Annotated in this window: 25 protein-coding genes; 9 read left to right on the forward strand and 16 right to left on the reverse strand. The window is 70.8% G+C overall.

Translation table 11 applies throughout. The features are described 5' to 3' along the window. Nucleotides 1-152 precede the first annotated feature (152 nt). Nucleotides 153-1,787, reverse strand: coding sequence for a solute symporter family protein (locus E5671_RS13735; RefSeq protein ID WP_160504250.1), 1,635 nt, complete (start codon nucleotides 1,785-1,787; stop codon nucleotides 153-155). Further along, nucleotides 1,784-2,152 (reverse strand): DUF485 domain-containing protein, encoded by a 369-nt coding sequence (locus tag E5671_RS13740; protein WP_336605749.1) that lies wholly within the window; start codon nucleotides 2,150-2,152, stop codon nucleotides 1,784-1,786. The genes E5671_RS13735 and E5671_RS13740 overlap by 4 nt, the downstream gene beginning before the upstream one ends. 328 nt (nucleotides 2,153-2,480) lie before the next feature. Between E5671_RS13740 and E5671_RS13745 the strand changes: the two genes are divergently transcribed. From E5671_RS13745 to E5671_RS13755, 3 genes are all read left to right on the forward strand, one after another. After that, nucleotides 2,481-4,025, forward strand: coding sequence for a S8 family peptidase (locus E5671_RS13745; RefSeq protein WP_160504252.1), 1,545 nt, complete (start codon nucleotides 2,481-2,483; stop codon nucleotides 4,023-4,025). Between the two features lie 14 nt (nucleotides 4,026-4,039). After that, nucleotides 4,040-5,626, forward strand: a complete 1,587-nt coding sequence (locus tag E5671_RS13750; protein WP_160504253.1) for a S8 family peptidase — start codon at nucleotides 4,040-4,042, stop codon at nucleotides 5,624-5,626. 187 nt (nucleotides 5,627-5,813) lie between these two features. After that, nucleotides 5,814-6,872 carry a CopD family protein gene (locus tag E5671_RS13755; protein ID WP_160504254.1) on the forward strand — a complete coding sequence of 353 codons (1,059 nt, stop codon included), beginning with the start codon at nucleotides 5,814-5,816 and terminating at the stop codon, nucleotides 6,870-6,872. On the opposite strand, the gene E5671_RS13760 is transcribed toward E5671_RS13755, so the two are convergent. From E5671_RS13760 to E5671_RS13790, 7 genes are all read right to left on the reverse strand, one after another. Then, complete coding sequence (locus E5671_RS13760) at nucleotides 6,805-7,509, reverse strand: lysoplasmalogenase (RefSeq protein WP_160504255.1); 705 nt, start codon at nucleotides 7,507-7,509, stop codon at nucleotides 6,805-6,807. The two genes, E5671_RS13755 and E5671_RS13760, sit on opposite strands and share 68 nt — an antisense overlap. Then, nucleotides 7,506-8,423, reverse strand: coding sequence for a sterol desaturase family protein (locus E5671_RS13765; RefSeq protein ID WP_160504256.1), 918 nt, complete (start codon nucleotides 8,421-8,423; stop codon nucleotides 7,506-7,508). Before E5671_RS13765 ends, E5671_RS13760 begins: the two co-directional genes overlap by 4 nt. 125 nt (nucleotides 8,424-8,548) lie before the next feature. After that, entirely contained in the window at nucleotides 8,549-9,265 is a 717-nt protein-coding gene (locus tag E5671_RS13770; RefSeq protein WP_160504257.1) for a VIT1/CCC1 transporter family protein, read from the reverse strand. A gap of 68 nt (nucleotides 9,266-9,333) precedes the next feature. Beyond that, entirely contained in the window at nucleotides 9,334-10,575 is a 1,242-nt protein-coding gene (locus tag E5671_RS13775; RefSeq protein WP_160504258.1) for an amidohydrolase family protein, read from the reverse strand. Beyond that, complete coding sequence (locus tag E5671_RS13780; protein ID WP_160504259.1) at nucleotides 10,572-11,855, reverse strand: amidohydrolase family protein; 1,284 nt, start codon at nucleotides 11,853-11,855, stop codon at nucleotides 10,572-10,574. The genes E5671_RS13775 and E5671_RS13780 overlap by 4 nt, the downstream gene beginning before the upstream one ends. Nucleotides 11,856-11,865: 10 nt before the next feature. After that, nucleotides 11,866-12,750: an SDR family NAD(P)-dependent oxidoreductase gene (locus E5671_RS13785; protein WP_160504260.1), complete on the reverse strand. Its 885-nt coding sequence runs from the start codon at nucleotides 12,748-12,750 to the stop codon at nucleotides 11,866-11,868. 1 nt (nucleotide 12,751) lies between these two features. After that, nucleotides 12,752-13,549 (reverse strand): acetoacetate decarboxylase family protein, encoded by a 798-nt coding sequence (locus tag E5671_RS13790; protein WP_160504261.1) that lies wholly within the window; start codon nucleotides 13,547-13,549, stop codon nucleotides 12,752-12,754. Between the two features lie 71 nt (nucleotides 13,550-13,620). On the opposite strand from E5671_RS13790, the gene E5671_RS13795 reads away from it, so the two are divergent. From E5671_RS13795 to E5671_RS13815, 5 genes are all read left to right on the forward strand, one after another. Then, complete coding sequence (locus E5671_RS13795) at nucleotides 13,621-14,289, forward strand: TetR family transcriptional regulator (protein WP_160504262.1); 669 nt, start codon at nucleotides 13,621-13,623, stop codon at nucleotides 14,287-14,289. 31 nt (nucleotides 14,290-14,320) lie between these two features. Beyond that, a complete protein-coding gene (locus E5671_RS13800; protein WP_160504263.1) occupies nucleotides 14,321-15,328 on the forward strand; it encodes a DEDDh family exonuclease in 1,008 nt (335 codons plus the stop codon). Nucleotides 15,329-15,416: 88 nt separating this feature from the next. Beyond that, nucleotides 15,417-15,650, forward strand: coding sequence for a hypothetical protein (locus tag E5671_RS13805; protein ID WP_135331724.1), 234 nt, complete (start codon nucleotides 15,417-15,419; stop codon nucleotides 15,648-15,650). Nucleotides 15,651-15,755: 105 nt separating this feature from the next. Then, the gene (locus E5671_RS13810; protein WP_160510171.1) at nucleotides 15,756-16,550 is read left to right on the forward strand and encodes an SURF1 family cytochrome oxidase biogenesis protein; all 795 of its coding nucleotides are present in this window, start codon (nucleotides 15,756-15,758) and stop codon (nucleotides 16,548-16,550) included. A 42-nt stretch (nucleotides 16,551-16,592) separates the two neighbouring features. Continuing rightward, nucleotides 16,593-17,348 carry an SDR family oxidoreductase gene (locus tag E5671_RS13815; protein ID WP_160504264.1) on the forward strand — a complete coding sequence of 252 codons (756 nt, stop codon included), beginning with the start codon at nucleotides 16,593-16,595 and terminating at the stop codon, nucleotides 17,346-17,348. A 44-nt stretch (nucleotides 17,349-17,392) separates the two neighbouring features. Here E5671_RS13815 and amaP read toward each other — a convergent pair whose 3' ends face one another. From amaP to E5671_RS13840, 5 genes are read right to left on the reverse strand one after another with little or no spacing between them, the layout of a single operon-like run. Then, nucleotides 17,393-17,971 (reverse strand): alkaline shock response membrane anchor protein AmaP, encoded by a 579-nt coding sequence (amaP, locus tag E5671_RS13820; protein WP_160504265.1) that lies wholly within the window; start codon nucleotides 17,969-17,971, stop codon nucleotides 17,393-17,395. 5 nt (nucleotides 17,972-17,976) lie between these two features. Further along, nucleotides 17,977-18,663 carry a DUF6286 domain-containing protein gene (locus E5671_RS13825; protein ID WP_160504266.1) on the reverse strand — a complete coding sequence of 229 codons (687 nt, stop codon included), beginning with the start codon at nucleotides 18,661-18,663 and terminating at the stop codon, nucleotides 17,977-17,979. After that, a complete protein-coding gene (locus tag E5671_RS13830) occupies nucleotides 18,660-19,043 on the reverse strand; it encodes an Asp23/Gls24 family envelope stress response protein (protein WP_160504267.1) in 384 nt (127 codons plus the stop codon). The genes E5671_RS13825 and E5671_RS13830 overlap by 4 nt, the downstream gene beginning before the upstream one ends. 3 nt (nucleotides 19,044-19,046) lie before the next feature. After that, nucleotides 19,047-19,235, reverse strand: coding sequence for a hypothetical protein (locus tag E5671_RS13835; RefSeq protein WP_160504268.1), 189 nt, complete (start codon nucleotides 19,233-19,235; stop codon nucleotides 19,047-19,049). 30 nt (nucleotides 19,236-19,265) lie between these two features. Further along, nucleotides 19,266-19,763, reverse strand: coding sequence for an Asp23/Gls24 family envelope stress response protein (locus tag E5671_RS13840; protein ID WP_160504269.1), 498 nt, complete (start codon nucleotides 19,761-19,763; stop codon nucleotides 19,266-19,268). Between the two features lie 94 nt (nucleotides 19,764-19,857). Here E5671_RS13840 and E5671_RS13845 point away from each other — a divergent pair, with 94 nt between their 5' ends. Next, a complete protein-coding gene (locus tag E5671_RS13845; protein ID WP_160504270.1) occupies nucleotides 19,858-20,595 on the forward strand; it encodes a nucleopolyhedrovirus P10 family protein in 738 nt (245 codons plus the stop codon). A 20-nt stretch (nucleotides 20,596-20,615) separates the two neighbouring features. On the opposite strand, the gene E5671_RS13850 is transcribed toward E5671_RS13845, so the two are convergent. Both E5671_RS13850 and E5671_RS13855 read right to left on the reverse strand, forming a co-directional pair. Further along, nucleotides 20,616-21,428: an enoyl-CoA hydratase/isomerase family protein gene (locus E5671_RS13850; RefSeq protein WP_160504271.1), complete on the reverse strand. Its 813-nt coding sequence runs from the start codon at nucleotides 21,426-21,428 to the stop codon at nucleotides 20,616-20,618. 167 nt (nucleotides 21,429-21,595) lie between these two features. Continuing rightward, on the reverse strand, nucleotides 21,596-21,817 hold the full coding sequence (locus E5671_RS13855) for a helix-turn-helix domain-containing protein (RefSeq protein WP_055550175.1): 222 nt from the start codon (nucleotides 21,815-21,817) through the stop codon (nucleotides 21,596-21,598). Nucleotides 21,818-21,939 lie beyond the last annotated feature (122 nt).

Consider the following 21,939-nt stretch of genomic DNA (forward strand, 5'->3'; position numbering starts at 1 on the left):
CAGTCCGGTCCAGATACTCACGAGCCTACGTGACGCGACTGACATCGACGGGGGCCCGATCCCACGAGGAGCGGCGCGGCCGCGTCGTAGAGATCTACCAACGATCTACGACGCGGCCGCTGACGTGCGTGTTCAGGCGGAATCAGAGCGGATCAGTGGGCTCCGGTTCCCGTGAGGGAGCGCACCTCCAGCTCCGCGTACTTGCCCTTGTCCGGCTCCTCCTTGGACAGCAGGGTGCCGAGCCAGCCGAGCAGGAAGCCCAGCGGGATGGAGATCAGGCCCGGGTTCTCCAGCGGGAAGAAGTCGAAGTTCGCGTCGGGGAACATCGAGGTGGGCTTGCCCGAGACGACCGGCGAGAACAGCACGAGGCCGACCGCGGCCACGAGTCCGCCGTAGATGGACCAGAGCGCGCCCTGCGTGGTGAACCGCTTCCAGAAGAGGCTGTAGAGGATCGTCGGCAGGTTCGCGGAGGCCGCGACGGCGAAGGCGAGGGCGACAAGGCCCGCCACGTTGAGATCACGGGCCAGGGCGCCCAGTGCGATGGAGACGATGCCGATGAAGACGGTCGACCAGCGAGCGGCCTTCATCTCCTCCTTCTCGGTGGCCTTGCCCTTGCGGATGACGTTCGCGTAGATGTCGTGCGCGAACGAGGACGACGAGGCCAGGGTGAGACCCGCGACGACCGCGAGGATCGTGGCGAAGGCGACCGCGGAGATCACGGCGAGCAGGATCGCGCCGCCGGCGGAGTCGCCACCGCCGCCGATCTCCAGGGCGGCGAGCGGCGCCGCGGTGTTGCCCGCCTTGTTCGAGGCGATGATGTCGCCGGGCTTGAGCAGAGCGGCGGCGCCGAAGCCGAGGACGATCGTCATCAGGTAGAAGGAGCCGATGATGCCGATCGCCCAGTTCACGGACTTACGCGCGGCCTTGGAGGTCGGCACCGTGTAGAAGCGGATCAGGATGTGCGGCAGTCCCGCGGTGCCGAGCACCAGGGCGATGCCGAGCGAGATGAAGTCCAGCTTCGAGGTGCCGCTCGCGCCGTACTTGAGACCGGGCTCCAGGAAGGCCGAGCCCTTGCCGCTGTTGGAGGCGGCGGTGCCGAGCAGGTCGGAGACGTTGAAGTTGAACTTCAGCAGGATCAGGAAAGTGATGAGGATGGTGCCGGTGATGAGCAGGACGGCCTTGACCATCTGCACCCAGGTGGTGCCCTTCATGCCGCCGATGGTGACGTAGACGATCATCAGGACGCCGACGAGGGCGACGATGAGGATCTTGCCAGCGTCGCTGGTGATGCCGAGCAGCAGCGAGACCAGGACGCCCGCGCCCGCCATCTGCGCGAGCAGGTAGAAGATCGAGACGACGATCGTGGAGGTGCCCGCGGCGGTACGGACCGGGCGCTGGCGCATGCGGTAGGCGAGGACGTCGCCCATCGTGTAGCGGCCGGAGTTGCGCAGCGGCTCGGCGACCAGGAGGAGCGCCACCAGCCAGGCGACCAGGAAGCCGATGGAGTAGAGGAAGCCGTCGTACCCGAAGAGGGCGATGGCGCCCGCGATGCCGAGGAAGGACGCGGCGGACATGTAGTCGCCGGAGATCGCCAGACCGTTCTGGAAACCGGTGAACTGGCGGCCGCCCGCGTAGAAGTCGGCGGCGCTCTTGGTCTGACGTCCCGCCCAGACGGTGATGAAGAGGGTCGCGACGACGAAGGCCGCGAAGAGGCTGATGATCAGCGCCCGGTGCTCGGAGGCGTCGGACGTCGCCGCCAGGACAGTGGTGTTCAGCGCGGGGCTCATGCGCCGGCCTCCATACGGGACTTGATCGCCTCGGCCTTGGGGTCGAGCTTCGCGGCGGCGTGGCGCGAGTAGAACCAGGCGATGAGGAACGTGGTCAGGAACTGCCCGAGTCCGAGGATCAGGGCGACGTTGATGTTGCCGAACAGCTTGGTGCCCATGAAGCCGCCCGCGTAGTTCGACAGCAGGACGTACGCCAGGTACCAGACGATGAAGGCGACGGTCAGCGGGAAGGCGAACGAGCGGTGCGCCTTGCGGAGTTCACCGAACTCGGCACTCGCTTGCTCCTGGAGGAACTCTTCCGTGGACGGCGCGTGCGGAGCGGGGGCTTCTCCGTCCTTGGACGGTGGGGATGCATCGGGGGCCACGGAGTCTTCTCCTCGTGGTGCGGGTGCGGTGGGGACGGACAGCTGATCCATGGGCTCTCTTCGATCGGCAGTGACGCGGATCACGTGAGCCACGGATGGCGATGCTAAGGCCATGGGACGTGATCCGACAGGGGGTTGATGTTGCTTCCGTTAACGGTTCAACGTCACTGCGGCGCGCTCGGCGCGGCGTGGCGCGCCACTTTCTTCCGGAATCCATTGCTGGCCTGGGAGTTCTGGGGATAGCTTCACCCTGCACGCCCCGTCATGTACCTGCCCGATCACTAGATGTGTTCGGGCAGTTCACGTATCCGGATGATGTGGAGATCCCATGGCTCATCTGCGTTCCAGACGCCGCATCGCGCTCACCGTGCCCCTCGGCATCGCGCTCGCGGCATCGGTCGGCTTCGCTCCGGGCATCGCGACCGCGGCCCCCGTCGACGCACCCGCCACCGCGTCCGCGAAGGCCGAGGCCCCGAAGCTCGCGTACGTCGTCAACACCCGCACGGACTCCAAGACGATCGCGTACGTCAAGAAGGCGATCGCCAAGGCGGACGGCACCGTCGTCGTCGCCTACCCGAAGATCGGCGTCATCGTCGCGCACTCGGCCAACCCCGACTTCGGCAAGCAGCTGCGCAAGGTCAAGGGCGTCCAGTCCGCGGGCGCGACCCGCACCTCGCCCCTGACGGCGGCGGGCACCACGGAGGAGGGCGCTCCGACCCTCCTGTCGAAGTCCGATGCCAAGTCGCTCAAGGCGCAGGCAGGTCAGGCCGGTCCGGACGCCGAGCCCCTCGAAGCCGACCAGTGGGATCTGCGCGCGATAGGCGCCGACAAGGCAGCCAAGATCAACCCGGGCAGCAAGAAGGTCACCGTCGGCGTCATCGACACCGGAGTCGACGACACCCACCCGGACCTCGCGCCCAACTTCTCGGCCTCGCAGTCGGCGAACTGTGTCGGCGGCAAGGCGGACACCTCGCCCGGCGCCTGGCGTCCGGAGAAGAAGGAGCACTACCACGGCACGCACGTGGCGGGCGAGATCGCCGCCGCGCGCAACGGCGTGGGCGTCGCGGGTGTCGCGCCCGGCGTGAAGGTCGCGGGCATCAAGGTGGCCGACCCGGTCAGCGAGCTGTTCTTCCCGGAGAGCGTGGTCTGCGCCTTCGTGTTCGCCGCCGACAAGGGCATCGAGATCACGAACAACAGCTACTACGTGGACCCGTGGCTCTACAACTGCATGGACGACCCGGACCAGCGGGCCATCGTCGACGCGGTCAACCGGGCCCAGCTGTACGCCCAGCGGAAGGGCACCCTGAACCTCGCTTCGGCGGGCAACTCCAACCACGACCTCGCATCCGACGAGATCCTGGACGACTCGAGCCCTGACGACTCGACGCCGGTGCCGCGCACCATCGACCCGTCCGAGTGCTTCGACCTGCCGACGCAGCTTCCGGGCGTGGTCACCGTCAGCGCGACGGGCGTGAAGGACCTCAAGTCGTACTACTCCACCTACGGCAAGGGCGTCATCGACGTCGCGGCCCCCGGCGGCGACAAGTACCAGATCCCGGCCGACACCCCCTCGAAGAACGGCCGCATCCTCTCCACGATGCCGGGCAACGAGTACGCCTGGCTGCAGGGCACCTCGATGGCCTCGCCGCACGCCTCGGGCGTGGCCGCGCTCCTGAAGTCGACGCACCCCAAGGCGAGCCCCGCCGAGCTCCAGCGGCTGCTCAAGAAGCAGGCCGACAACCCGGGCTGCCCGACGGAGCCGTACGACCCGGACGGTGACGGCAAGGTCGACGCGGTCTGCGAGGGCGGCAAGAACAAGAACGGCTTCTACGGCAGCGGGATCGTCGACGCGCTCGACGCCGTGAAGAAGTGAGGGGCTTCCACTCCATGACCGCACCTTTCACGCGCTCCCGCCGCGTGCTCGCACTCCCGCTCGGCATGGCGGTGGCCTCGGCCGTCGCCTTCCTGCCGGGCACGGCGTCGGCTCGGACCGATGCCGCGGCGCGGCCTGACACCCCGGTGTCGTCGGGCGTGTCCGCACTCGGCGCGTCCCTCACGGACGGCACGTCGATGAGCTATGTCGTCAACGTACGTGCCGGGCACGGCGGTTCACCGTCCGCCAAGACATCGGCGTACGTGAAGAAGGCCATCGCCAAGGCCGGCGGCAAGGTCGTCATCGCGTACGACAGGATCGGCGTGATCGTCGTCCACTCGTCGAACGCGGACTTCGCCAAGGAGATACGCGGGGCGAAGGGCGTCGCGTCGGCGGGGGCCACCCGCACGGCGCCGCTCTCCGCGCAGTCCGACGACGCCCTTGAGGCCGACCGGCCGCTGACCGCCGCCGAGGCGGAGCAGGCGGCCGGGCAGGCGGGTGCGGGCCAGGACGAATTGGAGCCGCTCCAGTGGGACCTGCCCGCCATCAAGGCGGACAAGGCCCACAAGGAGTCGCTCGGCAGCTCCAAGGTCACCGTCGGCGTCCTGGACTCCGGCGTGGACGACACGCACCCGGACATCGCGCCGAACTTCGACGCGAAGGCGTCCGCGAGCTGTCTGGGCGGCGTGCCCGTGCAGAAGGACAGCGCGTGGCGTCCGGTGGCCAAGGAGAGCGACCACGGCATGCACGTGGCGGGCACGATAGCCGCCGCGAAGAACGGCACCGGCATCACCGGTGTCGCTCCGGGCGTGAAGGTGGCGAGCCTGAAGGTGGCCGAGCCCGCGACCGGCATGTACTACACCGAGGCCGTGGTCTGCGGCTTCATGTGGGCGGCCGATCACGGCGTCGACGTCACCAACTCCAGCTACTACACCGACCCGTGGCTGTTCAACTGCAAGACGGACGCCGACCAGAAGGCCCTGGTCGACGCCGTCGGGCGGGCCACTCGGTACGCGGAGCGCAAGGGCGCGGTGAACGTCGCGGCGGCCGGTAACGCCAAGACGGACCTCGCGCAGGAGGAGATCGTCGACGACTCCAGCCCGGACGACACGACGCCCACGGAGCGGACGATCCGGACCGCGGACTGCCTCGACCTGCCGTCGCAGCTTCCGGGTGTCGTGACCGTCTCGGCCACGGGTGCGAAGGGCATCAAGTCCTCGTACTCGAACTACGGCAAGGGCGTCATCGACATCGCGGCGCCCGGCGGTGACTCGACGAAGTTCCAGACACCGGACGCGCCGGCCACGGACGGCCGCATCCTGTCGACGCTCCCGGGCGGCAAGTTCGGCTACAAGGCGGGTACGTCGATGGCGTCACCGCACGCGGCGGGTGTCGCCGCGCTCATCAAGTCGGCCCACCCGTACGCGTCGTCGGCGAAGGTGAAGGCGCTGCTCTACGGCGAGGCCGACGCCATGAAGTGCACCGACCCGTACGACATCGACGGCGACGGCAAGATCGACGCGGTGTGCGCGGGCGGCAAGAACACGAACGGCTTCTACGGCGTGGGCATGATCGACGCGCTGGATGCCGTGCGGAAGTAGCCGTTCGCGAGGAGCAGGCTTCGCGAGGAGCGGGTTTCGCGAGGCGAGTCGGGCCGGGCGGTCGTGTGCCGTCCGGCCCTTCGCGTGAGCGTCTCGTCCCCCTGTGCGACCCCCGGGGCGGAATGCGATACCGCCAGTTGTTTGCCAGGACTTGCCCGTTAAGGGTGCACCTGGTGAAGATCATGTGGTGAGTTCCATACAACCGTCCGCCGAGCCCGGCGGCGAGGCCTCGGCGGACGCGGTCGCCGTCACGCCCGGCGCCTCGCATCGCGCGCCGCGCCGCCGCCCCTCCACGGCCGGTGCCGTGGCCGTGCTCGTCCTGGTGGCCGCCGCCGCGCTCGTCCCGCTGCTCGGCCCTTCGGCGGCGCTGAGCGGCACCGGGGAGGCCGAGGCGCCCGGCACGGCCGGGATCACGTTCCTGCGGACGGTCATGTTCGCCGCGCTCTGTGTGCAGTTGGGCGAGGTGTACGCGACGCGTCTCGCCCGCCGGGTGCCGGGGGCGCCGCTGGACCGTGCGCCGCGGAGCTGGGCGGGGTACGCGGCGGTCGCGGGCCTCGTCGCCGCGCTCGGCCTTGCTTCGGTGGTGGCCACCGGCAACCTGGTGCCGCATCAGCTCTCCGACATGGACGTCGGCGGGCTCTACGCGTCGCGGGACGGCAGGCTGGCACTCCTGGAGGTCAACGCCTTCATCGTGGCGCTGCTGTGCGCGCACTCGCGCCGTCCGTCCACCGCCGCGCTTCCGCTGGCCGCGGTGATCGTCGCGGAGGCGCTGCGGGCCCACCCTCCGGTGGAGGACACCCCGCTCGTCGGCACCGGTCTGACGCTGGTGCACCTGACCTGCGGGGTGCTGTGGGCGGGCGGCCTGTTGCAGGTGCTTCGCATGCTGAGGCTGTGGCGGACGTCGGCTCCGGAGGCGGGGGCGGCGGTACTGGGGCTCTACGCGCGCGTGGCAGCCGTCCTGCTCGCCGCGATCACGGCGACGGGGGTGTTCAGCACCCTGCGCCGGATGCCGCCGGGCACGGTCGTCGACCAGCTGACGGAGACGGCCTACGGGCGCACCTTGCTCGCCAAGGTGCTCCTCGTGGTGGCCGTGGCCGTCCTCGCGCTGCTCGCGCGCCGGCGGCTGCGCAGGTCCGCCGATCCGGTCTCGGCGTACTCCCCCGCGCGCGGGGAGGTCGTCATGCTCGGGTTCGTGGTGGCGATGTCGGCTCTGCTGACCGCGTTGCCACTGCCGATTCGCTGGTGAGACGAGCCTTCAGTACGCCGCTGACCAGCAGGAACTGTGCGGCGATATAGGTGAGCATGATCCAGAAGTCGGGGCGCGGCGCCTGCGGCCACTCGGCGACGCCGGTCGCGATGAGGGTGTCCGACAGGAGGAACAGCGCGCCACCGGCCGCCGCGGTGAGGCCGAGCCTCGTGGCGCCGAACGCCATCGCGGTGAGCAGCAGGCTGTAGCCCGCAACCGGGCCGCGCATGTCCGGGGGGAGGTCCGGCCAGAGAAGGGCGACCGTGGCGATCAGGGCGGTGGCGTACGCGGCCACCAGCCAGGCGCCACGCGCGCGTGGCGTGCCGTGGCGCTTGAAGAGGGCGAGGTAGCAGATGTGGCCCGCCGCGAAGGAGCCCATTCCCGCGAGGAACGCGGGGTCGGCGTCGAAGAGGAGGAGGGTGTCGCCGCCCCAGCCGAAGAGGAGAGCGGCGATGAGTGGGCGCGGGCCTTTGACCGTGAGCACGTACCCCGCAAGGAGCGGCATGAGGAGGGGCTTGCAGACCGTGTGCCCAGCGTCCCAGCCCGCCAGCAGCGCGGCCAGGTCTCCTGCGGCCGCCAGGGCGAACGCGGCCAGGAGCGGCTTCGCCCTGGCGGGCCCGACGGAAGCTGGGCTCATGCGGCGCCCTCGGCCACCGGCTCGGTCACCGGCTCGGTCACCGGCTCAGGAGCGGTCTGTGGTGCCACGGGCGCTTGCTGCGCCTGCGGTTGCCAGCCAGGCCCCCGGAACAGCCGTCCGCCCCTCTCGCGCCAGCTGGTCGCCTTCTTGAGGTCCTTGGCTATCGCCGCGTACTCGTGCGTGGCCACCCGCAGCGGGTTGTACGTGGCGATGTTCTTCGTGAGGCCGTAGACGGGTCGGTCCGTCTCGGCGACCCAGGAGCCGAACATGCGGTCCCAGATGATCAGGATGCCGCCGAAGTTGCGGTCGAGGTAGCCGCCCTGCGACGCGTGGTGGACGCGGTGGTGGGAGGGCGTGTTGAAGACGAACTCGAAGGGGCGCGGGAGCTTCCCGATCCGTTCGGTGTGGATCCAGAACTGGTAGACGAGGTTCGCCGACGAGCAGAACGCGAGCGCGGCCGGATGCACGCCGAGGGCGATCAGCGGGACGTAGAACGGCCAGACCGTCAGGCTCGTCCAGGGCTGGCGCAGCGCCGTCGTGAGGTTGAACTTGCGGCTGGAATGGTGCACGACGTGGCAGGCCCACAGGATGCGGATGACGTGGTGCCCGCGGTGCGACCAGTAGTAGAAGAAGTCCTGCGCGAGCAGCATCAGCGGGATCGTCCACCACAGGACGGGGATGTGCAGCGGCGTCAGCGCGTAGACCGCCGTGTAGATCGCGACGATGGGGATCTTCCACAGGAAGTCGAAGACGAGGCTGCCGAGCCCCATGGTGATGGAGGTGGCGGCGTCCTTCGTCTCGTACCCGGCCTCGTCCTTGTCGGGATGGATCCGGTGGCTCACGATCTCCACGACGGTGAGCAGCACGAAGGCGGGTATGGACCACAGCACGACATCGGGCAGGTTCGGCGGCATGCGTGCACCGTAAAGGCCCCTGACCGGCCGCCGCTAGACGTAGTTACCGACAAGTATTACCAGGGGTAAGACAGCGGATATTGGCGATCTCCGCCAAAGGCGGACGCTCAAACACATGCGGACGCTCAGACGCCGACCGCCCCGAGCAGCGCCCCCGCCCCGTACGTCACCGCCATCGCGAGCGCCCCTCCCCCCATGTTGCGCAGCACGGCGGGCCGCACCTCCGCGGAGCCGAGCCGTGCGCTGCTCCAGCCGGTGAGGGCCAGCGCGCCGAGTACCGAGACGACGGTGACCCCGAGGCGCCAGTCGGCGGGCGGCAGGACGATCGCGAGGAGCGGAAGCAGCGCGCCCACCGTGAAGGCCACGAAGCTGGCCCAGGCGGCGTGCCAGGGGTTGGTGAGTTCGTCGGGGTCGATGCCGAGCTCCACGCGCGCGTGCGCCCGCAGCGCGTCCCGCTCGGTGAGCTGCTCCGCCGCCTCACGCGCCACCTCGCGGCTCAGCCCGCGCTGCTCCAGCATTCCGGTCAGCTCGGCCAGTTCGGCCTCCGGCTGCTCCCGCAGCTCGCGCTTCTCCATGGCGAGCGCGGCCTTCTCGGAGTCGCGCTGGGTGGACACGGAGACGTACTCGCCCGCGGCCATCGACATCGACCCGGCGAGCAGCCCGGCGAGACCGGCCGTGAGCAGCGTGCCCCGGTCGCCCGTGGCCCCCGCCACGCCGACGACGAGGCCCGCCGTGGAGACGATGCCGTCGTTGGCCCCGAGCACGGCCGCGCGCAGCCAGTTGAGACGGGAGGCGAGCGCGCCGCCGTGTGCTTCGTCGTGTTCAGCTACCTGATCGCTCACCCGGGGAGGGTCTCACCCCCGGGTGAGCGGGTTCGGCAGGGGCACGCCGTCGCCGCACGGCCCACCGTTCACCAGACGCGTACCGACCCTCCCGGGGCGAACACCGGGCTCGTCGCGCCGGCCGGTGTCTCCTTGAGGGGTTCGTCCAGTTCCTGGACCGTCGGCCCCACGCGCGCGGCGACCTCCCCGAGCCGTTCCAGGTCGAAGCCGTAGACGCGGGCCGCGTTGCCGCCGACCATGGCGGCTATCTCGTCCTTCGGGAGACCCGCGTAGGCGATGCGCAGGCCTTCGCGCGAGTGCGGGTGCGTGCCCTCGTCGTGCGGGTAGTCGCTGCCCCACATGATCTTGTCGAGGCCGATCCGGTCCCTCATCCGCGCCTCGTGCGGGCGCATGAAGCTCGCGCCGACGAAGCAGTTCTCGCGCCAGACCTCGGACGGGCCCTTGCCCATCGAATCGGCGAGACCCGCACCGAACTTCGACTCGGCGGTGTCCGCCTTCGAGGCCGCCGCGACCAGGCGCCCGTGGTAGTAGTCCAGCATGTCGAGCACGCCCGGGATCCACCCCGAGCCCTGCTCCGTGAGCACGAGCCGCAGCTCCGGGTGGCGGCGGAAGGCGCCGCCGAACACCAGGTGCCACAGCGCCCGGTGCGAGAACCACGTCGTCTCCACCATGAAGACGGCACGCGCTGCGGGTTCCTCGCCAAGGGGCGGGGATGCCGACCCCGCATGGTGGTTGACCGGCACGCCGCGCTCGGCGCAGGCCGCCCAGAGCGGGTCGTACGTCGCCGAGTAGAGCTCCGCGAGCCCACTGCCCGGCGGTGTGCCGGGCAGCAGGAGGCCGCCGTTCAGACCGGCGTCGGCCGCCCAGTGGACCTCCTTGACGGCCTCGTCCACGTCGTTCAGGAGGATCTGGAAGACGCCCGCCCTGCGCCCCGGAGCCGCAGCGCAGAAGTCGGCCAGCCAGCGATTGTGGGCCCGCAGACCCGCCCAGCGCTGCTCGAACTCCGCGCGTGTGGGCGCCGGCGCCATCAAGGAAGCGCTCGGGAAGAAGGGCGGGATGGTGTTCGGGAAGACGACCTCGGCGACGATGCCGTCCTGCTCGAGCTCGGCGAGGCGGCGGTCCGAGTTCCAGTTGCGGTCCGCGGTGTCGGCGAGCAGGTCCTCGTACGGGTTGACGTAGGTGGCCGCCCACGCGTCGAACGCGTCGTGGTGGCGGGACTCCAGGTAGGGCCTGTAGTCGAGGAGATCGGCGCCCGCGTGGCAGTCGGCGGAGATGACGGTGTAGCGCTCTTCGGTCGGGTGAGTCGTCATGTCTGTGCCCCCATCACCGGGAAGTCGTGGTCGGTCAGCCAGTGGCGGCCCACCTCGCGCGAGCGCGCCCAGGAGGCCTCGACGGTCAACTGATCCGGCGGCTGGCCGAGTTCGGCGGGCGTCGGGCCGATCCTGCGGGCCAGCGGCGCCAGTTTCCCGGTGTCGAAGCCGAAGACCTCGGCGGCCGCCAGACCCAGCATCCGGCGGGTCTCCCCCACCGGGATGTCGTGGAAGGTTTTCTTCAGCCACGCGCGCGTGTCGGGCCAGGTGCCTTCGGGGTGCGGGAAGTCGCTGCCCCAGAGGATGTTGTCGACGCCGATCTCGTAGCGCTGGGCGAGTTCGCGGCGCTTGGTGTTGGTCGCGCAGATGAAGATCTGCCGGTCCAGGTACTCGTGCGGGGGCCGTTTGAGCTCCGCGAACGGGGAGAGCTTCTTGCCGCCGTGCGCGCCCAGGTAGAGGCGGTCCATGAACCACAGGAGGTTCGGCAGCCACCAGCAGCCGGACTCCGCGACGCCGAACTTCAGCCCCGGGTGGCGTTCGAAGACGCCCGACCAGAGCATGAACCACAGCGGCCGCGCGGGCCACCAGGTCACTTCGGAGACATAGATCCCCAGGTGGTCGCCGTACTCGTGGCGGGGCGCCGCACCGGAGTGGGTCATCACCGGCATCGCGCACTCGGCGGCCGCCGCCCACACGGGGTCGTAACGGCGGTCGTGGTAGGGCGCCTTGTCGACCCACATGGAGGGGATCATCAGCGCGCCGAGCCCGGACTCCTTGGCCCGGTGGACCTCGGCGACGACCCGGTCGACCTCTCCGGTGATGGGCAACAGGGCGACTCCGCAGTGCCGTTCGGGGTGCTCGGACACGAAGTCGGCCAGCCAGCGGTTGTGCGCCTGCGCGCCCGCCATGCCGAGCTCGGGGTCCTGGTCCCCGGAGAGACCGAGTCCCACCCCGAAGGGCGCGGCCGTCTGGCTGTCCACGGCGTCCGCGTCGGGGAAGACCACCTCGGCGGCCACGCCGTCGCCGTCGAGCTCCTTGAGACGCTGCGCGGTCTCCCAGCCGCCGCGCAGGCCCTCCTCGTTGTCCTGGAACCACTTGGCGGCGAACGCGTCGTTGCGGATGCCGAGCCGGGTCGCCTCCGCACGGCGTGCGTCGCGCTCCCCCAGGAACTGATCGAAGTCCCGGTGGAATCGGCTGTCGAGATAGGGCCGGTACTCCTCGGTGGGGAGCCCGGCGTGGCAGTCGGAGGAGATGATCAGGTAAGGATCCTGGTCGGTCATCACGTGCCCTTCAGTCCAGAATGAAGCTCTCCAGGTACGCCGGGTCCGCGCGGTCCAGCATCGACCGCGACCTGGCCTTGATCTGCCGGTCGCTGTGCTCGCTCTCCGGGAGCAGCCAGAAGCGGCCGGCCGCGATCCCCTCCGCCACGAAGTCCGCGACCTGCTCGACCGGCGTGAACTCGACCTCCTTGCCCGCGTCCTTCATCGCGGACTCCCACTGGTCGAGGCTGCGGTAAGGGGTCTTGCGGGGGCGGGACTTGGCGTACCGGTCGGGGCGGTTGCGGTGCGACTCCCACAGGCCCGTGCGCAGCATGTGCGGTCCCGGGAAGAGCACGGAGGCGCCCACGCGCGCGTGCTCCGCCTTCAGGTGCGCGTACAGCGACTCGGTCATCGTCACGACGGCCGCCTTGGTGACCGCGTACACGGAAGCCGTCGGCAGCGGTGCGATGCCGCCGTCGCCGGAGGAGGTGTTGACGACATGGCCAGGATCGCCGCCCGCGATCATCCGGGGCACGAAGGCCTGGATGCCGTGGAAGACACCCCACACATTGACCTCGAAGGCCCACTTCCAGTCGTTCGGCTCGTGCTCCCACATGCGGCCCTCGGCTCCCGAGCCGACCCCCGCGTTGTTGCACAGCACATGGACGGCGCCGAACTTCTCGTACGCCGCTTCGGCGAGCTCGAAGACCTCTTCGCGCGAGCCGACGTCGACCACGCGCGCGTGCACGCTCGCCCCGTCCTCGCGCAGCCCGGCCGCAGCCTTCTCCAGGGCGCCCTCCTCGACGTCCGCGAGGACCACCTTCAGGCCGTCCGCCGCGAACCGCCGCGCCATGGCGAGGCCGATGCCGCTCGCCGCGCCCGTGACGACGGCGACCTGCTCTTCCCGCAGCTCCATCTCAGACGCTCCCCTCGGGCGGGCCGTCGAGGATCTGCTGCGGGTCGTCGTAGCGCTGGTGGATGTAGGGCAGCAGCGCCTGCGCGCTGACCCGTTCGGCGACCCGGCCCTTCTGGTCGGTGGTCTTCTCGCCGATGGTGATCTCGACGAGGGCGCGTACGGGAAGGTCCGCGACCGGGTCGTACATCGACTCGCGCAGGACCACGTCCCCGGTGACGCCCTCCAGCTTGCGGACCTTCTCGTTGCGTACGCAGTGCACGAGCACCGGGTCCGCGTCGAAGCCCGAACCGTCCACCGCGGGAAGGAACTTGAAGTAGAAGTCCGTCTTCTGGACCGGCTCGGGAAGCGGCAGGGCGCCGCTGACCGCGCCGCGCACCTCCACGAAGGCGATGCCGTGCCGGGCGAGCCGGGCACGGACGACCAGGCCGTCGCGCTCCACCTCGACCTCACCCAGCTTCTTCGGCTCCCCGAAGACCTCACGCCCGCCGATCAGGGCCCGCTCGTGGGTCATCGGCATGACGAGCGGATACCAGCCCTCCACCCCGTCGTGCTCGGCGGCGACGGCCACCGAGCCAGCGCCGAGCGGATATCCGGGGAGGTCGACCTTGCTGATGTTGGCCCGCACCAGCGGCCGGTGCGTCGGCTTCAGCGGGGGCGGCAGGACGGCCGCCACCGCGTCCGGGTCACTCTCCCAGAGGGCAACCACACCCGTGGACCAGATGTCGGGCAGCTTCGAACTCGCGGTGCGCGCCGCGGTGATCTCCGCCTCGGTGCGCGCTCCGTAACGTACGCGTGCCATGTCGTACCACCCTTCGTCAGGACTACAAGAGGTCTTGCGGGCGGTTCTGTAACACAGTTACAACAGGACTCGTGAAGAGTGAAGAGACGCGTACGCATCCGGCCCGGGAACGCGGTCATCTCGACCGGGAACAGGTACTCGCCGCCGCCGCCGCGCTCGTCAAGCAGCACGGCCCGCAGGCCCTGACGATGCGCAAGCTCGCCGCCGAGCTCGGCACCGCCGTCACCTCGATCTACTGGCACGTCGGCAACCGCGAGTCGCTCCTGGACGCCCTCGTCGAGCGCACCCTCGCCGACCTCGGCGCGATCCACCCCACCGGCCGCACCCCCCACCGGCGCATCGTCTCCGTCGCGCGCGCCCTGCGCCGCCAGCTGCGCGACCACCCGCACCTCGTCGCGATGGTGCACGAACGCGGCCTCACCGAGCGGATGTTCCTGCCCGCACAGCAGGTCCTGGTCCACGAGGTGCACGCGGCGGGCCTGCGCGGCGCCCTCGCCGCCGACGCCGTACGCGCCGTTCAGGTCCACGTCGTCGGCCACGTCCTTGTCGAGCGCAACCGCGAACGCGCCCCCGTGCAGCGCCCCGGCGAGGAAGAGTTGTGGGGCGCGCAGACGGCCGAACAGGACCCGGCACTTGCCCGCGCGCTCGCCCGACCCGTCGACCCCGAGACGTTGTTCACCCTGTCGGTGAAGGCACTGGTGTCCGGACTCCTCGACCGGGGAAACAGCCCAGGGACCTGACTGTCAGTCGTGGCCCGTATCCTCATGGACCATGCTCGAAGACCAGACGACCGCAGCGTCCGCAGCCACCTGGCCGGCCGCGTATCCATCGGGGTACGCGGTCGTCGACGTCGAGACCACAGGCCTCGCCCGCGACGACCGCATAGTGTCGGCTGCCGTCTACCGCGTGGACGCCCGGGGCGAGGTGGAGGACCACTGGTACACGCTGGTCAACCCCCAGCGCGACCCCGGACCCGTATGGATCCACGGCCTGACCACCGAGCTGCTCGCGGACGCGCCGCTCTTCAAGGACATCGCCGCGGAGTTCGCCGCGCGCCTGGCCGACCGCGTCCTGGTCGCACACAACGCCGTCTTCGACTGGTCGATGATCGCCAGGGAGTACGCACGCGCGGAGCTCACCGCCCCCGTGCGCCAGCGCCTGTGCACCATCGCCCTCTCCAAGGAGCTGCGGCTCCCGCTGCCCAACCACAAGCTGGAGTCGCTCGCCGCGCACTTCGGGGTCGAACAGCGCAACGCGCACAACGCCCTCGACGACGCGCGCGTGCTGGCCGAGGCCTTCCGCCCCAGCCTCAAGGCCGCGGCGAGCGGCGGGGTGCGGCTGCCACTCCTGGAGTGCCGGCCGCTCACCGAGTGGTCCGACGGCGCGCCCCGGATCGTCCGCCAGCCGTCCGGCCCCGGCTCGGCGCCCTCCTCGTACTCCTCGTACGGCCCGGCGAGTTGGCGGCCCTCGCGCAAGCGGCCCGCCTGCCCTTACCCCAACCCGGGTCGGTATGAACCGGGCAAACCGCTCCAACAGGGCATGCGCGTCGCGTTCTCCGGCGACACCTCCATCGAGCGCGATCTCCTTGAGGACCGCGCGGTCGAGGCCGGCCTGCACATCGCCACGAGCGTGTCGCGCCTGACCAGCCTGCTCGTCACGAACGACCCGGAATCGGGCACCTCCAAGACCGTGAAGGCGCGGTCCTTCGGCACGCCCGTCATCGACGAGGCCGCGTTCGGGCAGCTCCTCCAGGATGTCGCTCCGGCGGCGGAGGGCTGAGCCGCCCGTCGCGTCAGACGGGTGATTGTCGGGCCGGCTCCCGCCTGCTTGCTCGCATGCGGGCGCCGCGCGTCCCACCCTGTGGCGCATGGCACGTTGCGAGGTCTGCGGAAACGACTACGGCATGTCCTTCGAAGTTCATGCCCAAGGGGCAGTACACGTCTTCGACTGCTTCTCCTGCGCCATTCACCGCATGGCGCCCATCTGTGAGCACTGCCGGTGCCGGATCATCGGCCAGGGCGTGGAGGCCGACGGGCAGTGGTACTGCGGTGCGCACTGCTCGCGGGCGGAGGGGCAGGTGGGCATCGTCGACAGGGTGTGACCCGGCCTCTCCCCACGGCCCCCAGGGCTTCCCAAGGCCCCCCGCGGCTCCGTTCCGGAGTACCCCACCCCCGTGCACCCCACGACCGAGTTGTACCGTCGTGGGGTGTACCGCTTCCTGTTGTCCCGGCAGTGGGTGATCCTCACCCTCATCGGCCTCGTTCTCATCCCCACGATGATCGAGCTGGGCTTCTGGCAGTTGCACCGCCACGAGCACCGCGTCGCGCAGAACGCGGAGATCTCCAAGGCGCTGGACGCCGAGCCGGTGCCCGCCGAGCAGCTGACCTCGCCCGGCCACTCCGTCACGGACTCCGAGCGCTACCGCCGGGTGAGCGCGCGGGGGACGTTCGACACGAAGGACGAGGTCGTCGTGCGGCGCCGCACGAACTCCGACGAGGAGATCGGCTTCCACGTCCTGACCCCGTTCGTCCTCGACGACGGCAAGGTCCTGCTGGTCAACCGGGGCTGGATCCCGGCGAACGGACCGCAGACCGCGTTCCCGAAGATCCCCGCCGCACCCAAGGGCGAGATCACCGTCACCGGCCGCCTGATGGCCGACGAGACGTCCGCGCAGAGCGGCATCAAGGACGTCCAGGGGCTGCCGGACCGTCAGATCATGCTGATCAGCAGCGGGCAGCAGGCGCACAGCCTCGGCAAGGAGGTGCTCGGCGGCTACGTCGAGCTGACCGCGCCGGAGTCCCCCGACAACTCCCCCCAGCTGATCGGCGAGCCCGAGCACGGCGACATCGGCCCGCACATGGCGTACGCGGTCCAGTGGTGGCTGTTCTGCTCGGGCGTGCCCATCGGCTGGGTGATCCTGGTGCGCAGGGAGGTGCGGGACCGCAGGGCGGCCGCCACGGAGGCAGCGCCCGCGACGGAGTCGACGCCGGCTGCTGTCTAACGGGCCTCGCGTTCTGTGGCCGGGACGCGGCAGGATGGGGCCATGGATCTTGGACTGAAGGACCGCGTCTACGTCATCACCGGTGCCACCCGGGGCCTGGGCAACGCCGCCGCGCGTGCGCTGGTCGCGGACGGCGCGAAGGTACTGATCACCGGCCGGGACGAGAAGACGGTCGCCGAGGCGGCGGCCGAGCTCGGTGACAACGCCCGGGGCCTCGCCGCCGACAACGCCGATCCGGCCGTCGCCGGCCGTCTCGTCGCCGCCGCGCGTGAGCATTTCGGGCGCTTCGACGGTGTGCTGATCAGTGTCGGCGGTCCCGCACCCGGTTTCGCCGCCGACAACTCGGACGAGCAGTGGGAGTCGGCCTTCGAGTCCGTGTTCCTCGGAGCGGTGCGTCTTGCCCGCTCCGCGGCGGCGGAGCTCGGCGAGGGGGGTGTCATCGGCTTCGTCCTTTCCGCCTCCGTGCACGAGCCGATTCCGGGTCTCACCATCTCCAACGGTCTTCGGCCCGGACTCGCCGGCTTCGCGAAGTCGCTCTCCGACGAGCTCGGGCCCCGGGGCATCCGCGTCGTGGGGCTGCTTCCGGCCCGTATCGACACGGACCGGGTACGGCAGCTGGACGGGCTCTCCGCGGACCCCGAGGCGACCCGGGCGGGCCACGAGTCCCGGATCCCGCTGCGCCGCTACGGGACCCCGGAGGAGTTCGGACGCACCGCGGCGTTCTTCCTTTCGCCCGCGGCGTCCTACCTGACGGGCGTCATGCTGCCGGTGGACGGCGGGGCGCGGCGGGGGTTCTGACAGGGTTCTGACCAAACGCCGGACGGGCTGGAACGTCCAGCCCGTCAACTCACCCGCTCAGCCCGGTGCTTGACCGCCCGCAGCTGCACCACCGCGGGCAGCCTCGCGAGTCCCGCCGACTCCCTCGCGTGCGTCAGCGCTTCGCCGGAGAGCCGGTGCAGCGCCTCACCGGGGGTCGCGTGGGGCTCCAGGTGCAGGGACACCCGCGCCTCCGGCGCGTTGCGCCTACCCGTCAGGGAGACCGCGGCCCGCTGAACGCCCTCCAGCGATTCCGCCTCCCCCACGAGCACGCTCTCCAGGGCCCGCCCCCGCAGCAGCGCGCCCTCCCCGTCCCCGGTCTCCACGAGCACCTCGGCCAGCCTCCGCCGCCGCAGCTGCACCACCAGCCACCACAGGGCGAGCAGCAGGAACACCGCGAGCACGGCGATCACCGTGGGCCAGAACCAGCCCTCGTCCCGCCACCGCGACCGGTCCGCATCACTCAGCAGGACGTCACGCTTGCCGTCGTGGACCCACCACGACGGCGGCGGCGCCCCGAGCCCGACCGCGAGGACCGAGCCGCCCCCGACCACGAGCACAAGGCCGATCAGGCCGAGCACCACACGGTTGACCGTCTTCAGCATCGCGCTCAGCCCTTCCTGCCAGGCCGTGCCACCCGGACGGAGAGCGCGGGGCCGCGGGCGAGGCCCAGGTCCCGGATGCCGTCGGCCAGCGTGGCGTCCAAGTCGCTTCGTACGTCGTCGAGTTCACGGAAGTGCGAGACCGCGTGCACGTCCACCTTGGAGCGCTTCATGCGCACCCGCACCGACTGCACGCCGGACACGTCCATCGCCCGGTCCCGCAGCACCATCGCGGCGGCGCCCCGGTGCAGCCCCGCCCGTACGTCCGTGTCCTCGCGCCGCATGGGGAGTACCGCCCGGAGCCCGGGAGTCGCGGCGAGCACGATCAGCCAGATGCCGGCGGCCGCGGCCACCCCGGCGCCGACGAGGACCGCCGTGTCGTCCAGGGGCCGTTCGGCGAGTTCGCGGGCGAGGTCGCGCCGCCATCCCATGGCGGAGTGCCCGGCCCGCACCGCCGCGATGTCGTACAGCACAAGTCCCGCACCGCCGAGGATCAGCAGCGCGAGGAGGGCGGCGGGCACGCGCCGGGGCGACCAGAAGCGGGCCGCCTTGGTCTCGTCGGCCAGCGTGGGCGGGGGGTCGTAGGACGCCGCGGAGGCCGACTGGTCGAGTTCGCTCTCGGCACGTTCGACGACGGGCAGCGGCTGCGTGCCGCCACCACCGCCCGCCTTGTGAGACCCCTGAGCCTCGCTCATCGCGTCCTCCCCTGCGCCGCTGCGCGCATGTGTGCCGAGTGCAGCCGCTCGACCTGGACCGCGACCTCGGGCACTTCCATCCCCGCCAACGCCTTTACCCGCTGGGCGACTTGGCGACGCACGGCGCCGCACTGCCCGCCGATGTCCGAGGGGTAGTCCAGCTCGACGCTGACCCGGACGCGCGCGACGTCAGTTGGGGCCTCCCCTGCTCGAGCGGAGCCGAGAGCTTGGGGAAGTACGTGGACGGTCGCGTGCGGCGGCGAGCAGTCCGCGGGCAACTCCGTCAGCGCCTCACGTGCCGCCTGCGCCGCGATCTTCGCGACGACCCGGTCGGCGATCACGGTCGCGCCGCGCTCCCCGGGCGCGACGTGTGCCGCCACGGCTCACCGCCGCCGGTCGTCGCCACGGGTACGGAAGAAGTCGCCGAGCTCCAGGTCCCCCTCGAGGAACCGGCCCGCGACAAACCCTATGGCGCCCAGGGCTGCCACCAGCAGAAACGCCCCGAACCCGCCGAAGTACCCGGCGAAGCCGAGCGCCATTCCGGCCATCATGCCGATCACGGCCATGCTCATCGTGCGCTCCTTAGCAAGACACGGCTGACGTCACTGAAGGCGGCCTTGTGGCTCATCGTCTTCCTCGTCCGGGAGCTTCACATCGCTCACCGCGATGTTGACCTCGACGACTTCGAGCCCCGTCATGCGCTCGACCGCACCGATGACGTTCTCGCGCACATAGCGCGTGACGTCCGCGATCGAGACCCCGTACTCGACGACGATCTCCAGGTCGAGCGCCGTCTGCACCTCGCCGACCTCGGCCTTGACGCCCCGGGACACGGACTTGGAGCCGGAACCACCGGGCACCCGGTCGCGTACGGCCCCGAAGGTCCTCGCGAGCCCGCCGCCCATCGCATGCACGCCGTCGACGTCGCGGGCCGCGAGCCCGGCGATCTTCTCGACCACGCCGTCCGCGATGGTCGTACGCCCCCGGGTCGCGGGGTCGCCGCCGCCCTTTCTGGTCGTACTGCTCTTCCCCGGCGCCTCGTCCGGTGACTCCTTCGCGAGGGTCTCCTGAGGCCGGTTCCGCTGTCCGGTGTCGGTCATCGCCGTTCCGTCCCTTTCGAAAGGGGATCTACTCCTTCGCCCACACTAAGTGCGGTTACGTCCGCGCGCGCCAGGGATGCGGCAGGCTGGGGCAATGACCGGTGACGGATGGACTGAGGCGGTACGGCGGCAGCTCGGCCTGGGGCGCGTTCTCCCCCTCGGCGGACCGGGTGACGGCTCCTGGCTGACCGAGGCGTGCGCGGACGGGGTGCTGCGCCATGCGGCGGAGCGGGTGAGCGGCGTACGGCTCGGCGGTCTGCGGGTGGCGCTCGCTGATCCGTCGAAGGCGTACGTGCCCTCCGTGCCCGCGCCGCCGAGCGCGCTGCCGCCGGGACCGCTGCGGATCACCGCGGAGTTCGCGGCCGAGCCGACCGAGCCGCTGCCCGCGGCGGCGGCCCGGCTCCGGACGGCGCTGTTCGCCGCGGCCGGGGAGCGGCTCGGTCTGGTGGTCGAGGAGGTGGACCTCAGCGTGACGACGCTGCTCGACGCGGGGCAGGCCCCGGTGGACGTAGTACCGCACGGCAAGGAGACGCCGCCGGACGGGGCGCAGGCGGCACCCGGAAGCGGGGACGAGGCCCGCGTGGCGAGCGCCGCCCTCGAAGTGCCGGGCGTGCGGCGGCTGACCGGCGCCCTCGGCGGTTTCGGCCGCGCCGTCCATCTCGACGAGTCCCCGGGGGCGGACGCCTCCCTGCCGCGTCGCCACGCGCGCGTGGAGCTGGCGACGGACCGCGAACACCGCGCTCTTGACGTGGCGCTCGCGGTCCGTACGGCGGTCGGTGACGCGCTGACGGACCGCCCAACGGTTGCCGTCCTTGTCACCGCGGTGGAGTGACGGCCAGTGGAGTGACGGCGTCAGTCGCCGAGCCCCGCCAGGTCCCGCAGGCGACGTCCCTGCGCGGCACGCTCGGCGGTGCGCTGCTCCTCGTACGTACGACCGGAGACGCCCTGAAGCAGCGCCTTGGTCTCGATGACGGCGTCGCGCGGCGCGGTGAGGAGCGCGGCCGCCAGATCGCTCACGGACGCGTCGAGCTGGTCGGCGGGCACGACAAGGTTGGCCAGGCCCACGCGCTCGGCCTCGGGCGCGTGGACGAACCGCCCGGTGGCGCAGATCTCCAGCGCGCGGGCGTAGCCGACAAGCCCCACGAGGGGGTGTGTGCCGGTGAGGTCGGGCACCAGGCCAAGGCTGGTCTCGCGCATGGCGAACTGCACGTCGTCAGCGACGATCCGCAGGTCACAGGCGAGCGCGAGCTGGAAGCCCGCACCGATGGCATGCCCCTGGACGGCGGCGATGGACACGATGTCGCCGCGCCGCCACCAGGTGAACGCCTCCTGGTATTCGGCGATCGTCGCGTCGAGGACGTCGTCGTCACCGCGCGCCAGATCGATGAAGGACGGCTCACCGTCGAAGCCCTCGGGCGTGAACGCCTGTCGGTCGAGGCCCGCGGAGAAGGACTTGCCCTCACCGCGGAGCACGACGACACGGACACTGCCCGGCAACATCCGGCCTGCCTCGGCCAACGCCCTCCACAGCGCGGGAGATTGGGCGTTGCGCTTGGCCGGGTTGGCCAGCGTCACCGTGGCGACAGCCTCGTCGACAGTCAGGCGTACGCCGTCCTTGTCGAGTACCGGTGCGGATCCGCCGAGTTCACTGCCGGGCGAAACCATAGGAGCCTCCGATGGTGGTGTCAGTCGGTCCGGACGCATGTACGCGCCCGTAAGTGACTGCACAGTAACCACCCGGCCGACAGGGAGTCCCCCCAGGTCCCGTTAAGGGATCTGGGGGACGATCGACCGGGTGGCCACCGTCGGAGCCGGTGAACCGCCCGCAGCCGTCAGCCGGCTGCGGCCTTCTTGCCTCGCGTCGCCCCGCCGCGTCCCCGCAGCGTGACGCCGGACTCGCTGAGCATCCGGTGCACAAAGCCGTACGAACGGCCGGTCTCCTCGGCCAACGCCCGGATGCTCGCACCGCCGTCGTACTTCTTCTTCAGGTCTGCCGCGAGCTTGTCGCGCGCGGCGCCGGTTACCCGGCTGCCCTTCTTCAGAGTCTCGGCCACCCGTGCCTCCTCATGGGAAGTGCGCTCTGGACTTCTCATGATCACCCCTTCCGGGCTTCCTGGCCACCCATTCGGCAAGGTCCGTACGACGAGGTTTCCCGCCAGGGAAGGCGACACCATGA

The organism is Streptomyces sp. BA2 (assembly GCF_009769735.1).
GTDB lineage: Bacteria > Actinomycetota > Actinomycetes > Streptomycetales > Streptomycetaceae > Streptomyces.

Excerpts from the sequence above, each read along its gene's own strand:
- E5671_RS13780 (WP_160504259.1), bottom strand. The coding sequence starts at position 11,855 with ATGACCGACCAGGATCCTTACCTGATCATCTCCTCCGACTGCCACGCC.
- E5671_RS13850 (WP_160504271.1), bottom strand. The coding sequence starts at position 21,428 with ATGGTTTCGCCCGGCAGTGAACTCGGCGGATCCGCACCGGTACTCGAC.
- E5671_RS13845 (WP_160504270.1), top strand. The coding sequence starts at position 19,858 with ATGACCGGTGACGGATGGACTGAGGCGGTACGGCGGCAGCTCGGCCTG.
- E5671_RS13805 (WP_135331724.1), top strand. The coding sequence starts at position 15,417 with ATGGCACGTTGCGAGGTCTGCGGAAACGACTACGGCATGTCCTTCGAA.
- E5671_RS13745 (WP_160504252.1), top strand. The coding sequence starts at position 2,481 with ATGGCTCATCTGCGTTCCAGACGCCGCATCGCGCTCACCGTGCCCCTC.
- E5671_RS13750 (WP_160504253.1), top strand. The coding sequence starts at position 4,040 with ATGACCGCACCTTTCACGCGCTCCCGCCGCGTGCTCGCACTCCCGCTC.
- E5671_RS13800 (WP_160504263.1), top strand. The coding sequence starts at position 14,321 with ATGCTCGAAGACCAGACGACCGCAGCGTCCGCAGCCACCTGGCCGGCC.
- E5671_RS13765 (WP_160504256.1), bottom strand. The coding sequence starts at position 8,423 with ATGCCGCCGAACCTGCCCGATGTCGTGCTGTGGTCCATACCCGCCTTC.
- E5671_RS13840 (WP_160504269.1), bottom strand. The coding sequence starts at position 19,763 with ATGACCGACACCGGACAGCGGAACCGGCCTCAGGAGACCCTCGCGAAG.
- E5671_RS13785 (WP_160504260.1), bottom strand. The coding sequence starts at position 12,750 with ATGGAGCTGCGGGAAGAGCAGGTCGCCGTCGTCACGGGCGCGGCGAGC.
- E5671_RS13825 (WP_160504266.1), bottom strand. The coding sequence starts at position 18,663 with ATGAGCGAGGCTCAGGGGTCTCACAAGGCGGGCGGTGGTGGCGGCACG.
- E5671_RS13775 (WP_160504258.1), bottom strand. The coding sequence starts at position 10,575 with ATGACGACTCACCCGACCGAAGAGCGCTACACCGTCATCTCCGCCGAC.
- E5671_RS13835 (WP_160504268.1), bottom strand. The coding sequence starts at position 19,235 with ATGAGCATGGCCGTGATCGGCATGATGGCCGGAATGGCGCTCGGCTTC.
- E5671_RS13815 (WP_160504264.1), top strand. The coding sequence starts at position 16,593 with ATGGATCTTGGACTGAAGGACCGCGTCTACGTCATCACCGGTGCCACC.
- amaP (WP_160504265.1), bottom strand. The coding sequence starts at position 17,971 with ATGCTGAAGACGGTCAACCGTGTGGTGCTCGGCCTGATCGGCCTTGTG.
- E5671_RS13760 (WP_160504255.1), bottom strand. The coding sequence starts at position 7,509 with ATGAGCCCAGCTTCCGTCGGGCCCGCCAGGGCGAAGCCGCTCCTGGCC.
- E5671_RS13790 (WP_160504261.1), bottom strand. The coding sequence starts at position 13,549 with ATGGCACGCGTACGTTACGGAGCGCGCACCGAGGCGGAGATCACCGCG.
- E5671_RS13735 (WP_160504250.1), bottom strand. The coding sequence starts at position 1,787 with ATGAGCCCCGCGCTGAACACCACTGTCCTGGCGGCGACGTCCGACGCC.